The 12,881-nt window shown below is 62.4% G+C and carries 12 protein-coding genes; 5 read left to right on the top strand and 7 right to left on the bottom strand.

What is annotated here, in order from left to right:
- The first annotated feature begins 147 nt into the window (after window positions 1–147).
- Window positions 148–2,190 (top strand): M48 family metalloprotease, encoded by a 2,043-nt coding sequence (locus M0D69_RS08995; protein WP_301781681.1) that lies wholly within the window; start codon window positions 148–150, stop codon window positions 2,188–2,190.
- 6 nt (window positions 2,191–2,196) lie between these two features.
- Here M0D69_RS08995 and M0D69_RS08990 read toward each other — a convergent pair whose 3' ends face one another.
- The 7 genes from M0D69_RS08990 to M0D69_RS08960 all read right to left on the bottom strand — a co-directional run bounded on the left by M0D69_RS08990 (window position 2,197) and on the right by M0D69_RS08960 (window position 7,290).
- On the bottom strand, window positions 2,197–2,769 hold the full coding sequence (locus tag M0D69_RS08990; RefSeq protein WP_301781680.1) for a DUF2946 family protein: 573 nt from the start codon (window positions 2,767–2,769) through the stop codon (window positions 2,197–2,199).
- A complete protein-coding gene (locus M0D69_RS08985; protein ID WP_301781679.1) occupies window positions 2,762–3,910 on the bottom strand; it encodes a YheT family hydrolase in 1,149 nt (382 codons plus the stop codon). The genes M0D69_RS08990 and M0D69_RS08985 overlap by 8 nt, the downstream gene beginning before the upstream one ends.
- Before the next feature lie 117 nt (window positions 3,911–4,027).
- On the bottom strand, window positions 4,028–4,474 hold the full coding sequence (locus M0D69_RS08980) for a nuclear transport factor 2 family protein (RefSeq protein ID WP_301781678.1): 447 nt from the start codon (window positions 4,472–4,474) through the stop codon (window positions 4,028–4,030).
- Window positions 4,475–4,746: 272 nt separating this feature from the next.
- Window positions 4,747–5,796, bottom strand: a complete 1,050-nt coding sequence (gene waaF, locus M0D69_RS08975) for a lipopolysaccharide heptosyltransferase II (protein WP_301781677.1) — start codon at window positions 5,794–5,796, stop codon at window positions 4,747–4,749.
- A 17-nt stretch (window positions 5,797–5,813) separates the two neighbouring features.
- The gene (locus M0D69_RS08970; RefSeq protein WP_301781676.1) at window positions 5,814–6,071 is read right to left on the bottom strand and encodes a hypothetical protein; all 258 of its coding nucleotides are present in this window, start codon (window positions 6,069–6,071) and stop codon (window positions 5,814–5,816) included.
- On the bottom strand, window positions 6,068–6,262 hold the full coding sequence (locus M0D69_RS08965) for a zinc-finger domain-containing protein (protein WP_301781675.1): 195 nt from the start codon (window positions 6,260–6,262) through the stop codon (window positions 6,068–6,070). The genes M0D69_RS08970 and M0D69_RS08965 overlap by 4 nt, the downstream gene beginning before the upstream one ends.
- A 104-nt stretch (window positions 6,263–6,366) precedes the next feature.
- Window positions 6,367–7,290 carry a branched-chain amino acid transaminase gene (locus M0D69_RS08960; protein ID WP_301781674.1) on the bottom strand — a complete coding sequence of 308 codons (924 nt, stop codon included), beginning with the start codon at window positions 7,288–7,290 and terminating at the stop codon, window positions 6,367–6,369.
- 461 nt (window positions 7,291–7,751) lie between these two features.
- Between M0D69_RS08960 and M0D69_RS08955 the strand changes: the two genes are divergently transcribed.
- From M0D69_RS08955 to pyk, 4 genes are all read left to right on the top strand, one after another.
- The gene (locus M0D69_RS08955; RefSeq protein WP_301781673.1) at window positions 7,752–8,600 is read left to right on the top strand and encodes an AzlC family ABC transporter permease; all 849 of its coding nucleotides are present in this window, start codon (window positions 7,752–7,754) and stop codon (window positions 8,598–8,600) included.
- Window positions 8,597–8,920, top strand: coding sequence for an AzlD domain-containing protein (locus M0D69_RS08950; protein WP_301781672.1), 324 nt, complete (start codon window positions 8,597–8,599; stop codon window positions 8,918–8,920). Before M0D69_RS08955 ends, M0D69_RS08950 begins: the two co-directional genes overlap by 4 nt.
- A 465-nt stretch (window positions 8,921–9,385) precedes the next feature.
- Window positions 9,386–10,576: a phosphoglycerate kinase gene (locus tag M0D69_RS08945; protein ID WP_301781671.1), complete on the top strand. Its 1,191-nt coding sequence runs from the start codon at window positions 9,386–9,388 to the stop codon at window positions 10,574–10,576.
- 424 nt (window positions 10,577–11,000) lie between these two features.
- Window positions 11,001–12,437, top strand: a complete 1,437-nt coding sequence (pyk, locus tag M0D69_RS08940) for a pyruvate kinase (RefSeq protein ID WP_047895866.1) — start codon at window positions 11,001–11,003, stop codon at window positions 12,435–12,437.
- Window positions 12,438–12,881: the final 444 nt, after the last annotated feature.

The raw sequence follows: 12,881 nt of genomic DNA, 5'->3' as shown, positions 1-12,881 counted from the left end.
GCGCTCATCATAACAGCGGCGCGTGGGTGGTTCAGACGCGCTCACGCTGCTACGATAAGCCTTTCAAGCAGATTTCGCATTCCGTTCGCCGCGTTTTTCAGCCGATGGGCGGTCGTCAACCAAGCGACCGTATAGCAAAAGTTTGCCATGCGTCCAAACCGTTTGATCGCCGCTGTGCTGTGCCTGACCGTGGCCCTGCCTCCCCGCGCGTTCGCGCAAGCGGGAGCGGGTTTAGGCGCGCAGTCGGCGGGTGGGTCGACGGTATCCAGTGCGCTCAACGTGCCGGTCGCGGCCAACACGCCAAACGCCTCTATCGGAAAGCCCGCCGCTTCCGCACCCACAACCGCGCCAACAAGCCCAACCACCCCCACAGCCACCATCGACGCCAACGTCTTCGGCCTCTACGGCGGCGCCGAAACCCGTTTCGCCAACCACCCGGGTGAAAAGGCGGGCCTCCAGGCATCGATGAGCGCGCTTCAACTCCCCGATCTCGGCGATGGTTCCGGCGGCACGCTCACCCCGCAAGCCGAGCGTCGCCTCGGCGAGCGTTTGATGCGCGATCTGCGCCGCGATCCCGATTACCTCGATGACTGGCTCATCCGCGACTACCTGAATTCGATCGCGACGCGGTTATCCGCGGCGGCGGAGACGCAATATCTCGGCAGCTATCTGCCGGACTTCGATCTTTTCCCCGTCCGCGATTCGCAGATCAACGCATTCTCGATGCCCGGTGGTTTTATCGGCGTGAACACGGGCTTGATTGCGACGAGCCAGACGGAGTCGGAGCTGGCATCGGTGATTGGGCACGAGATGGGGCACGTGCTGCAGCGGCACATCGCCCGGATGATGGGCACGAGCGAGCGCAGCGGTTACGCAGCGCTCGCCGCCATGCTGTTCGGCTTGCTGGCGGGCGTCGTGGCCCACAGCGGCGATCTGGGCATGGGCATCGCGATGGGCGGGCAGGCGTTCGCGTTCGACAGCCAGTTGCGGTTTTCGCGCGCGGCGGAACACGAGGCGGACCGCGTCGGCTTCCAGATGCTCAGCGCGGCCGGTTACGATCCCTACGCAATGGTCGCCTTTTTCGCCCGGCTCGACCGCACTGCCATGGGCGAGAACGGCCTGCCGCCGTATCTGCGCACACATCCGCTCACCGGCGAACGAATGGCCGATATGGAGGACCGGGCACGCCACGTGTCGTATCGGCAGCCGCACCAGAGCTCGGAGTACGGTTTCGTGCGGGCGCGCTCGCGCGTGCTGCAGGTGAATTCGGCGAGTGAATATCGCGATATTGCCAGCCGCTTGCGCTCTGAAATCGATGATCAAACTGCGCTGAATGTATCGGCGAACTGGTACGGAATCGCGCTCGCACAGACCTTATTGAGCGACTACGGTGCTGCGACCGAAGCGCTTGGCAAAGCGCGCCGTGCGTTCGAAAGCAACGCGGCGGGCGAGGATTCGGGCGCAGGTGCGCGATCTGCAAAACGCGAGTCAGCCGCACGGTCGATATCGGCTGAACCACGCCGAACCGTAGTGAACGAGACGGGCACGCCGGAACCATCCAGAGCCGCCGCAAAAAGCGACGCAAACCTCGTCGCCATCTCACCTTCAGCCAGGACCGCGCCGCCAATCAACGTCGCTTCCCCAGCCAGTGCGGCTTTGGCATCGCTTAACGCCTCGCGCACGCAGGCCAATATCGTGAACCTCGGCACCATCGTTGCTACACGCCCTCCGATACGCAGTTCCCCAAGCCTCGATGTCCTCGCCGCCGAGATCGCGCGCCTGTCGGGTCGTAACGACGAAGCCGTGCATCTCGCCGAGATCGCGCAGCAGCGCTGGCCCGAGTCCCACGCGGCCATCGAGACTCACTTGCAGGCGCTGTTATCCGCGCATCGTTTTACCGACGCCCAGGCGCTTGCCCGCAGCGAAACCCGCGCCGATCCCACTCAGCCCGACTGGTGGCGATATCTGGCTCAAGCGAGCGCCGGCGCAAACGATGCGATGCAGCAGCATCGCGCGATGGCCGAGAAGCTTGCACTCGATGGCGCGTGGCCATCGGCGATCCGGCAATTGCAGGCCGCCCGCGATCTCAAGAGCGCGAGTTTCTACGATTTATCGACGATTTCAGCGCGTCTGCGTGACTTCGAGACGCGCTACAAGGAAGAGCGCGAGCTGGAGAAGGATGAAAGTTAGGAGACTTTAGGAGGCCGCCGCTTTCGCCGCCGGACTCGCGATAAATCCAAACGTGTGCTGCACATCGGCTCGCGCGATGCGCTGCAACTTCAGGTCCACGCCCGGCGCGAAATGGAAGACGCCCCCGGTATCGTCGAGATCGGCGTGCGTCGAAAACAGATCGAGATCGTGATCATGCAACGCGGCGATGCGCGCAGCGTGAGGCGCATCGGAGAAAAGCAAACCGCCTTCATCGTCGAGCCACGCCGCCGTCGGCTCGAAGCGCCCGCCCGCGTGATCGGTCAGCCGCAACGCGCCATCCGCTTCACTCAGCCGCACGATCCACGGCGTGTAACCCAGCTCGACATACACGCGCTGCGGGCCGTTCTGGAAGAACCACTGACCGTCGGCATCGGCGGCGTAATTGCGGTTGATGAAGCCCAGCAGCGCTTCGTGCCGGATGATATCGCCGGGTAGACCCGCCGCTTGCGTGGCGTCGTCGCGCATGCGCCACTGGCCGCGCCGGTCGAGCAGCAGCCAGCCGGTGCAATGCGGGACGTTTGGCCATTTGGCCAGCGCCTGTTTGACGATCTCATCCATGCTCGGAGTCCGTGTGGGTTGCCACGTGTTGCACATGCGTCTGCAAATAGCCGAACACCCGCTGCGACAACCAGTCGATACGCCCGGGAAACGGTCCGGTCATGAAACCGACGTGGCCGCCATGCGCGGGTTGATCGAGGGTAACAGCCGCCGACACCTCTGTCGCCGATGGCAGCACGCGCCCGGGCAAAAACGGATCATTGCGGGCGTTCAGCAGCAGCGTCGGGATCGCGATGCGCGGCAAATACGGCCGCGTCGTGGCGCGGGTCCAGTAGTCGTCAGTATCGCGGAAACCGTGCAGCGGCGCAGTCACGGCGTTGTCGAAGGCGTGCAGGGTGCGGGCCGCGAGCATCGCGTCGCGATCGAACAGGCCGGGATACTGGTCGAGTTTCACCAGCGCCTTGCACTTGAGCGTCTTGAGGAAACTGCGCGTGTAGACCATGCCGAAACCCCGCGATATTGCGTGGCCGCCGGCGTGGACATCGAGCGGCGCGGAGATTGCGGCGGCGGCGTCGAGAATGGCGGTAGCGTCCTGCTCCTGCTCGCACAGCCAGCGCAGTAGCACGTTGCCGCCCAGCGATACGCCAGCCGCGACAACGGGCCCGGCGTGTTGCGCCTTCAATCGACGCAGGACCCAGTCGACTTCGGCGCTATCGGCGAGATGGTAGAAGCGCGGCAAGAGGTTCATCGAACCGCCGCAACTGCGGAAATGCGGCACGACGCCAAACCAGCCGCGCGCCTTGGCTTCGGCCATCAGGACGCGTGCGTAGTGGGAGTCGGAGTTGCCTTCGAGACCGTGGAACAGGACGAAGAGCGGTGCGGTTGGATCTGGAGAGTGGGGTGTTTGTGCCGCTGTTGGGCCGTTCTCACCCGCAGCGTCATAGGACACCCAGTCGAGATCGATGAAATCGTCGTCCGGCGTCGTCCACCGTTCCCGCCGGTATTGCACCGCTGGCCGCTGCGCGAACAACGCCGGCACGATGGTCTGCGCATGGGCGGTGGGCAGCCATCGAGGCGCGCGATACAGCCATTCGGTCAGCGGAGTCACTGCGTCGAGGGCGGCCGGAGCGGTCTGCTCAGGCGCAGAGCGGAAATCCCGCGCCGGAGCGTCAGGAAGGAGATGAGCAGGATCGCGTTTCATGGCGCGTCTTCAAACAGGATGCGAACGGATGCAGGCTGATCTGCCGGTCAATCTGGCAGAGCAATCTTCGAGCCGGGGTCGCCAGCTAGTCTGCCCAGCGTACCCGCGAAACCGATGTCAATGCAGTGGACCTTGTCCATGTCGCATTTTCGCCGCAACCTGGCCGGCTGCTTCGTCTGGCATCGCACTAGCGTGGATATGTGCTATGCGCCATTCCCCACGTTCGTGGACCATCACGTAGGTGCTGAAGACCATCGTGGGCGTGCTGCCGGGTTCGACCGGCTGATGTGCTTCGGCGATCGCGTAGACCACGGTGCCGAGACTGTCGTATACGCGGATATCGAGTGGCTCGACTGTGACCGGCCGGTTCTCCAGTTGCGCCGAAAGTCCCGCGCGAATACTGTCCAGGCCGCTCAGGTGCGAGCCGTCCGCGCAGATGAAGGTGGCGAATTCCTCGTCGATCCAGAGCGCCATCACGCTGTCGATATTGCCCTCCGCAATAGCCTGGTAGTAGGCGTTGAGGGTATCGGCAGCGGCTTCGAAGAGGCGGGCAAAACGTGGCATGGCTAGTGGGTCTCTAACAGTCGATGCATGGCGCCCTATGTTTTCGGACAATGAAGCGCCACGGTTCGGTCAAGTTTCAAAAGCATGCCCCCGCTTAGGGACATAGGCATGTCAGCGCCCGCCCATGACCGCAAACGCGCTGCGGATCGAGAGTCGGGAGGACGCGGGCACGGCGCCGTTGGTCCTGGGTTTGCTGACACGGCTCCGGCGAAGTCATGAAGCAGTCTTTGCAAGCTAGCTCGGTCTCGCCAAACCCGCTTCCCCCAACCCGGTCAATGACGCTGCATCATCAACATGCCGCGCAGATCGCCGAAAACCTGCTCGGCGCCAAGCTCACGCAAACAGTTCAGATGGCCCAGCGGACACTCGCGGGCAAAGCATGGACTGCATTCGAGGTGCAGCCATTGTACCTTTGCGAGATCGGACAGGGGCGGCGTGTGGCGCGGGTCAGTCGAGCCGAACACGGCCACCAGCGGGCGGCGCAGCGCGGCGGCCACATGCATCAGGCCGGAATCGTTGGTGACCACGGCGCTGGCACGCGAGATCAGCGCGCACGCTTCGCCAAGCGAGGTCTGCCCGCACAGGTTGCGCACGTTCGGCGCACGATCGGCGATAGCCTGGGCAATTGGCGCGTCTTTCGGCGAGCCAAGCGCGACAATCCGTGCATACGGAAACGACTGCGCGATGATTTGCGCGAGCGACGCGAAATGCTCGGGCGGCCATCGTTTCGCCGGACCGTATTCCGCACCCGGACAAAACACGACCAGTGGCGCACGCGTATCGAGATTAAAGCGGGCGGAGACGCGCGCCGCTTCGTTCAGGTCGGTATCGAGCCGGGGCACGGGCATGGGAACCGTGGCGTTTTCCTGCAGCCACGGCAGCTTCGCGCCCGGCGCGTAGGCGAGGGCGGCGTACTGGCCGACCATCGGCGGGCGCTGGCCCTTCGCCGGATTCGCATGCCGCACGTTGAGCAGGCCATAGCGGCTCTCGCCCGTGTAGCCGACCCGCAGATTGATACCCGCCATCCACGGGATCAGCGCCGATTTCAGCGAATTCGGCAGCACGTACGCGGCGTCGTAACCCACGTCGCGCAGATCGCTCGCGAGTTGCCAGCGGCGCAGCAATTGCAGCTTGCCGTGGGCGAGATCGGTGGCGTAGACGTCGTGGATCTCGGGCATGCGTTCTAGCACGGGCGCGACCCACGTGGGCGCGACAGCATCGATGACAATGCGCGGATGCAGTTTCTTCAGCAGCGAAAACAGCGGCTGCGCCATCAATGCGTCACCGATCCAGTTCGGTGCGATAACCAACGCGCGACGCATCTATGTAAGTTCCAGTCTCAAAAATAACGCAGCTCACGCCGTGTGGGCGGGCTGGTCGTGGTATTGGGGATTGCGGCGCCCGACACCCAGCGTGTCCGGCGTCGAGGTGCGACGTGCTGTGCTTTCAGCTCATCGAGCGCTGCCGGCGCGTGATGTTTTACAGCATCGGCATCGGCATTGGCTGTATGCAGCACAGCGTCGCTGGTGGCCGCGGCAGAAAGCGGGCGGCGTTGTTCGAACCGCCATGCCGCTTTCCCGCGAAGACGGGGATTCAATGACCCTTGATCGTTTCGCCGTCTTTCAGCTTGTAGCGCGTGCCGCAATACGGGCAACGCGCTTCGCCGTGCGAGACATCCAGGAAAACGCGCGGATGCGTGCTCCAGCGCGGCATGTTGGGGTTCGGGCAGAACGCCGGCACATCTTTCGCCGACAACTGGACCAGCGGCATTTCCTTCAGTTCGCTCATGAGGAATCTCAGTTCGTTCTAGTCTGGGGACGCGGTGAGCATGATTTTTCGACCCAAAAATCATGCTCACCGCCGCACGTCATGCGTCGGGTTACGCGTCTAAATCACTTAACCTGGGCGAGCCAACCAGCGTACTTCTCATTCTTGCCGCTCACGATATCGAAGAATGCGCTTTGCAGCTTCTCCGTGATCGGGCCGCGCTTGCCTTCGCCGATAGTGCGATTGTCCAGCTCGCGGATCGGCGTGACTTCGGCGGCCGTGCCGGTGAAAAACGCTTCGTCGCAGGTGTAGACCTCGTCGCGGGTGATGCGCTTTTCGATCACCGGAATACCGAAGTCGCGAGCGAGCGTGATCACCGTATCGCGCGTGATGCCGTCCAGGCACGACGCGAGATCCGGCGTGTATAGCTTGCCGTTGTTCACCAGGAAGAAGTTCTCGCCGGAGCCTTCGGACACGTAGCCGTCGACGTCGAGCAGCAGCGCTTCGTCGTAACCGTCGGTGACGGCTTCCTGGTTTGCCAGGATCGAATTCACGTACCAGCCGGACGCTTTGGCGCGGACCATTGCGACGTTCACGTGATGGCGCGTGAACGACGATGTCTTCACGCGGATGCCCTTGGCCAGGCCGTCGTCGCCGAGATAGGCGCCCCACGGCCACGCGGCGATCGCGACGTGAATAGTGTTGCCTTTCGCCGATACCCCCAGTTTCTCCGATCCCACCCAGATGATCGGCCGAATGTAGCAGGATTCCAGCTGGTTCACGCCTACCACTTCGAGCTGCGCGGCTTCGAGTGTCGCGTGGTCGAACGGTACTTCCATCTGGAAGATCTTGGCGGAGTTGAGCAGGCGCTTGGTGTGGTCTTTCAGGCGGAAGATCGACGTGCCGTTGCCGGTCTTGTAAGCGCGCACGCCTTCGAAAACGCCCATGCCGTAGTGCAGCGTATGGGTGAGCACGTGGATGTTGGCGTCGCGCCAGTCGATCAGCTTGCCATCCATCCAGATCTTGCCGTCGCGGTCGGCCATTGACATACGATTCTCCTGGCGAGTTGTGTGCACATGATGAGTGGGTCGCCCGCTTACGTCCGTTTTCGCACGCCTATTCACGGGCTTAACCGGCGCGGCGCTCAAGATTTCAGCGCAAAACCGGCGCAAACAGCCGGGCGACCAAAGACCGTCATTTTAGCGTCTTTTCGGCTAAAAAATGGGCGCAGTCGGCCATTTGGCGCCTTTCACGACGCTATAATTCGCCTTTCGCCGTCACGCGATGTGCTCAGGATGCAGTCAAAGTTGCGGTTCGACAGCAAGCCGTGAGGGACGTCCGAAAGCCCGCCGTCTGCATGGGTTGGCTTGATTCGAGGCTCGGCTCGCGGTTTTTCAGTCGTTTTAGCTCACGATTCAGGCCCGATCCGCGGCGGGATTCATCGGATAGTCCGCGTTCTTCGGTTTCCACCGCCCAACCGCACGGCACACCGCGACTCCCACCAATCTCCATGTTCGACCGGCTGTCAGACCTCAACCGACGCGCGTTTCTCGATGGCGTCAAAACCCTCTCTCCGGCGGTTCCGGCCACCTTCTCGTGGGGACTTGTAACAGGCATTGCGATGGCCAAGTCCGTGCTGACCGTGCCGCAGGCGCTCGGCATGTCGCTCGCGGCCTACGCGGGGTCGTCGCAACTGGCCGTCCTGCCGTTGTTCGCCGCCAAGCTGCCGCTCTGGACCATCCTGCTGACCGCCGCCATGGTCAACCTGCGTTTCGTTATTTTCAGCGCGGGGCTCGCGCCGCATTTCGCGTATTTGCCGCTGCGCCGCCGGCTGGTGCTCGGCTATTTCAACGGCGACATCATTTACCTGATGTTCCAGAAGCGCAATTTTCCGACCGGCTATCAGCCTGGCAAGGAGGCGTTTTTCTGGGGCATGGCGGCGACGAGCTGGTCCTCGTGGCAAGTTTCATCGATAGCGGGAATCCTGCTCGCCAGCCTTTTCCCCGATAACTGGGGCCTCGAGCTCGCCGGCACGCTCGCGTTGATTCCGCTAATCGTCTCGGCTATCGCGACGCGCTCCACGCTGGCGGCTGTTGCCGTTGCAAGCGTGATAGCGCTGCTTACGCTGGATCTGCCGTATCGGCTTTCGCTACCGCTGGCGGTGGCTGCGGCGCTGCTCGCCGGAACCCTCGCCGATGTCATGGCCGAGAAGATGGGCGTGGGACGCAAGACTCCGGGCGCAAAAAGCTCTGCCCCGCGTCTCACCGAACCCGAGCCGCTGAATCCCCCATTCGATATCAAACAATCCGATCTCGACAAATCCCCTGCCAGCCCTAAAAACACCGGGAGCGCTCGATGAGCGCCACGCAAGTCTGGCTCGCGATAGCCGGCATGGGACTGATCACCGGCATCACGCGCGCGCTGTTCCTGATGGGCGGCGAGCGCATGATCCTGCCCGAGCGCGTGCAGCGCGCGTTGCGCTACGCGCCGGCAGCGGCGCTTGTCGCGGTCGTGGTGCCCGACCTGCTCACCACGCCGAACGGCCTGTCGATCGCCTTCTCGAATCATGCGTTGTACGCGTCGCTGTGCGGTCTCGCCTGGTTCCTGTGGCGCCGGGGAATGCTCGGGACGATCGTCGTCGGCATGATTGTTTTCACGGTCTTGCGGCTGGTCGCCTGACGCGCGTTTTGTTGCGGCGCGTCATGAGAAGACGTACAAAGTCACGTATCCCGAATCTCCGGGATTTCGTTTCCTGCGTTGGACGGGCATGGGTATCGGTTAAAATGGCGCTCTCGCTGTCGTATCGAATGAGGTCGAACGTGTATCCGGCAGTCACCGCACAACAGCTTTACTCGCTCCATTCTCCGCTGCAACGCCTCGTCGCCTGGACACCCATGGCGTCGGCGAAAGTGGCGGCATGCCTCCTTTCATCGTCCTCGAATCGTTCAAATGGTTTGCCCGGCGCCGGTCGCCGTGCAACTTGGCGCCGTGCAACTTGGTTCTCGCGCCGGCATTTCGTCGAAGCCGCCTTGATCCCTTCAATTTCCCCGTAGCGACCCTTGTGAGCCCGCTGGCGTAAGTCCGCGCTCGCAGTTTCCGTCCGCCCGAACCGCTTTCCAATCACCCGCTCACACGCTGACTCCCATGACGAAAGTACTGCGTTTCACCGATCTGATCGCCGAAGGCAAAGTGTCCGGCAAACGTGTTTTCATCCGTGCCGATCTCAACGTCCCGCAGGACGACCAGGGCAACATCACCGAAGACACGCGCGTGCGCGCCTCGGTGCCGGCCATTCGAAAAGCGCTGGCAGCGGGCGCGGCCGTGATGGTTACGTCCCACCTCGGCCGCCCGACGGAAGGGCAGTTCAAACCGGAAGATTCGCTCGCGCCGGTGGCCAAGCGCCTCGGCGAATTGCTCGGCCGCGATGTGCCGCTGATCGCCGACTGGGTCGACGGTGTTCAGGTGCAGCCGGGCCAGGTCGTGTTGCTTGAAAACTGCCGCTGCAACAAGGGTGAGAAGAAGAACGACGACGCGCTGTCACAGAAGCTCGCCAAACTCTGCGATATCTACGTGAACGACGCGTTCGGCACGGCGCATCGCGCAGAAGCGACCACGCACGGCATCGCGAAATACGCGCCCGTGGCGTGCGCCGGCCCGTTGCTCGCCGCTGAACTCGATGCCCTCGGCAAAGCGCTCGGCGAGCCGAAACGTCCGCTGGTGGCGATCGTAGCGGGATCGAAGGTATCGACGAAACTCACCATCCTCAAGTCGCTGGCGGAGAAAGTGGATCAACTGATCGTGGGCGGCGGGATTGCCAATACGTTCATGCTCGCGTCGGGGTTGAAGATCGGCAAGTCGCTGGCGGAAAAGGATCTTGTCGATGAAGCCAAGGCCATCATCAGCGAAGCGCGTGCGCGTGGGGCATCGGTGCCGATTCCGAGCGACGTCGTGACCGCGAAGGAATTTGCCGCGACCGCGAAGGCGGAAACCAAAGCCGTCGATCAGGTGCAGGATGATGACCTGATCCTCGATATCGGTCCGGACACCGCCAAGGCGCTCGCCGCGCAGTTGGAAAAAGCGGGCACCATTGTGTGGAACGGGCCGGTTGGCGTGTTTGAATTCGATCAGTTCGGCAACGGCACGAAGACGTTGGCGGATGCTATCGCGAACTCGTCGGCGTTTTCGATTGCAGGTGGTGGCGACACGCTCGCGGCCATCCAGAAGTACGGTATCCACGACAAGATCAGCTATATATCGACTGGCGGCGGCGCGTTCCTGGAGTTTCTGGAAGGCAAGACGCTGCCGGCGGTGGAAGTGCTCGAGTCGCGGGCCTGAGCCGATGAAGCGCGCCACGTCGAAGAGCCATCGTCCCGAGTCCGTAGTTGCTACTGATGTTGCCACTGATAAGAAAGAGTTGGTTGCTGATGCAGGTTTGTCAGTGGCCGCGGAGATTGGATCGAGGGTGGCGGTGGGCGTAAAGCCTGGCCCCGCTCGCGCTTCCGGAAAATCGAAGCGGTCCGCTGCAGTGCCTGCCCGGCGTGGTTTGGATTTAAAGCAGGAAATAAGGAAGGAAGCGGCGGTCATGATCGGTGGCGCGAATGCGTCGCTGATTCCGGGCGCCCATCAGATGTCGAATACTGATCAAAAAGCGACGCTGGCTCGAGCTGGCGCGCGTTCGCAGGCGGAGACAACTTCATCCCCGTCGGCACACCGTACTCGCAGCGCTGTTTCCGGCGATACCACCCAGACGAGGAGTTCCATGCATCGCGCTACAAAGATTGTCGCCACTATCGGCCCCGCTTCCAGTTCCCCGGAGATCCTGCTGCAGATGATGCAGGCAGGTCTCGACGTGGTCCGCTTCAACTTCTCGCACGGCACCGCCGACGACCATCGCCAGCGTGCGCAATACGTTCGCGATGCAGCCAAGCAATGCGGCCGCGAAGTCGCGCTGATGGCCGACCTGCAGGGTCCGAAGATTCGTGTGGGCAAGTTCGAGAACGGCAAGGTCACGTTGATCGCGGGCAACCCGTTCATCCTCGACGCCCGCTGCGAGCTGGGCAATGACGAACGTGTCGGCCTGGACTACCCGGATCTGCCGCGCGATCTGCGCGCGAACGATGTGCTGCTGCTCAACGACGGCCTGATCGTGCTCGACGTTGTGCGTGTGATTGGCGAAGAGATTCACACTACGGTGAAAGTGGGCGGCGATCTCTCGAATAACAAGGGTATCAATCGTCAGGGCGGCGGTCTTACGGCGCCGGCGCTGACCGAGAAGGACATGGAGGACATCAAGACGGCGATGTCCCTGGGAGCGGACTTTGTCGCGGTATCGTTTCCGAAGAATGCCACCGACATGGAAATGGCGCGGCAATTGGCGAACATTGCGGGTGCGCCGTATGGCATCAAGCCGAAGATGATCGCGAAGATCGAGCGCGCGGAAGCTATTCCTGCGTTGCAAGGCATTCTCGATGCCTCCGACGGCATCATGGTCGCGCGTGGCGATCTGGCGGTGGAAGTGGGCAATGCGGCTGTGCCGGCGTTGCAGAAGCGGATGATCCGCATGGCGCGCGAGTCGAACAAGTTCGTGATCACGGCGACGCAGATGATGGAGTCGATGATCCACGCGCCCGTGCCGACCCGTGCTGAAGTGTCGGACGTGGCGAACGCTGTGCTTGACGGTACGGATGCGGTGATGTTGTCGGCGGAAACGGCGGCTGGTAAATATCCGGTGACGACCATCGAGACCATGGCGGCGATCTGCCTGGAAGCCGAGAAGTCTGAGCAGAGCGAACTCGACAAGGATTTCCTCGATCGCACGTTCACGCGGATCGATCAGTCGATTGCGATGGGTGCGTTGTTCACGGCTTATCACTTGGGTGCGAAGGCGATTGTTGCGTTGACTGAGTCGGGCGCGACTGCGCTGTGGATGTCGCGGCATTGGTCGCATGTGCCTATTTTTGCGCTGACACCGCGGGTGGGGAGTGAGCGGACGATGGCGCTTTATCGGAATGTGACTTCGTTGCACCTGGATACGAATAGCGATCGTGATGTCGCGCTTCAGCAGGCGCTGGAAGTGGTGGTGTCGAAGGGTTATGCCGCTCGCGGCGACATGGTTGTGTTGACTGTCGGGGAGCCGATGGGGCAGGCCGGCGGGACTAACGCGATGAAGATTGTGAGGGTGGGAGATCCGTTCTAGGTTCTTCGTTCGCACAGGGTTTTTCGCTCGCGCCGGTGGACGGGTTTGGTTTGGGTCTGCCGGTGCGGGTGGTCGGGGGTGGTGCCGGGTTGGTGCTTTCGGCGTTAGTGGTCTGCGTGAGATAGCTGATTTTTTTATCACTATTAGCCACTGTGCGTGGCGGCACGTCATTTCTTTGTCCAAAGCCGAAAGCGACAAAGAAACGAAGCAAAGAAAACGCTTTCCCACCACGGGCGAGTTAGTGTCCCCAGCGTGCAGGCCCCAGTTTTTGGCACCTGATAGCACGGTGCTCGCCAGACTGGAGGATGTTTGAACCCCTCCTTCTCGCGAATCCTGACACGAACACGCTTCGCCCCAACGCTCTCGGGCAAGAACCATGACCCCCCGACCATGACGGCCTGACGTGTGCTGGTTGCCTCATTTCGCGGTGGGCTGCCTACGTGG

The organism is Caballeronia sp. SEWSISQ10-4 2 (assembly GCF_030464885.1).
Lineage (GTDB): Bacteria > Pseudomonadota > Gammaproteobacteria > Burkholderiales > Burkholderiaceae > Caballeronia.
Note: the sequence above shows the minus strand (reverse complement) of the source record. Positions and strands in the feature narration are given on the sequence as shown.

What these genes read in the sequence shown, in the direction of transcription:
- M0D69_RS08995 (WP_301781681.1), top strand. Translation starts at nt 148, where the DNA reads ATGCGTCCAAACCGTTTGATCGCCGCTGTGCTGTGCCTGACCGTGGCC.
- M0D69_RS08990 (WP_301781680.1), bottom strand. Translation starts at nt 2,769, where the DNA reads ATGGATGAGATCGTCAAACAGGCGCTGGCCAAATGGCCAAACGTCCCG.
- M0D69_RS08985 (WP_301781679.1), bottom strand. Translation starts at nt 3,910, where the DNA reads ATGAAACGCGATCCTGCTCATCTCCTTCCTGACGCTCCGGCGCGGGAT.
- M0D69_RS08980 (WP_301781678.1), bottom strand. Translation starts at nt 4,474, where the DNA reads ATGCCACGTTTTGCCCGCCTCTTCGAAGCCGCTGCCGATACCCTCAAC.
- waaF (WP_301781677.1), bottom strand. Translation starts at nt 5,796, where the DNA reads ATGCGTCGCGCGTTGGTTATCGCACCGAACTGGATCGGTGACGCATTG.
- M0D69_RS08965 (WP_301781675.1), bottom strand. Translation starts at nt 6,262, where the DNA reads ATGAGCGAACTGAAGGAAATGCCGCTGGTCCAGTTGTCGGCGAAAGAT.
- M0D69_RS08960 (WP_301781674.1), bottom strand. Translation starts at nt 7,290, where the DNA reads ATGTCAATGGCCGACCGCGACGGCAAGATCTGGATGGATGGCAAGCTG.
- M0D69_RS08955 (WP_301781673.1), top strand. Translation starts at nt 7,752, where the DNA reads ATGTTCGACCGGCTGTCAGACCTCAACCGACGCGCGTTTCTCGATGGC.
- M0D69_RS08950 (WP_301781672.1), top strand. Translation starts at nt 8,597, where the DNA reads ATGAGCGCCACGCAAGTCTGGCTCGCGATAGCCGGCATGGGACTGATC.
- M0D69_RS08945 (WP_301781671.1), top strand. Translation starts at nt 9,386, where the DNA reads ATGACGAAAGTACTGCGTTTCACCGATCTGATCGCCGAAGGCAAAGTG.
- pyk (WP_047895866.1), top strand. Translation starts at nt 11,001, where the DNA reads ATGCATCGCGCTACAAAGATTGTCGCCACTATCGGCCCCGCTTCCAGT.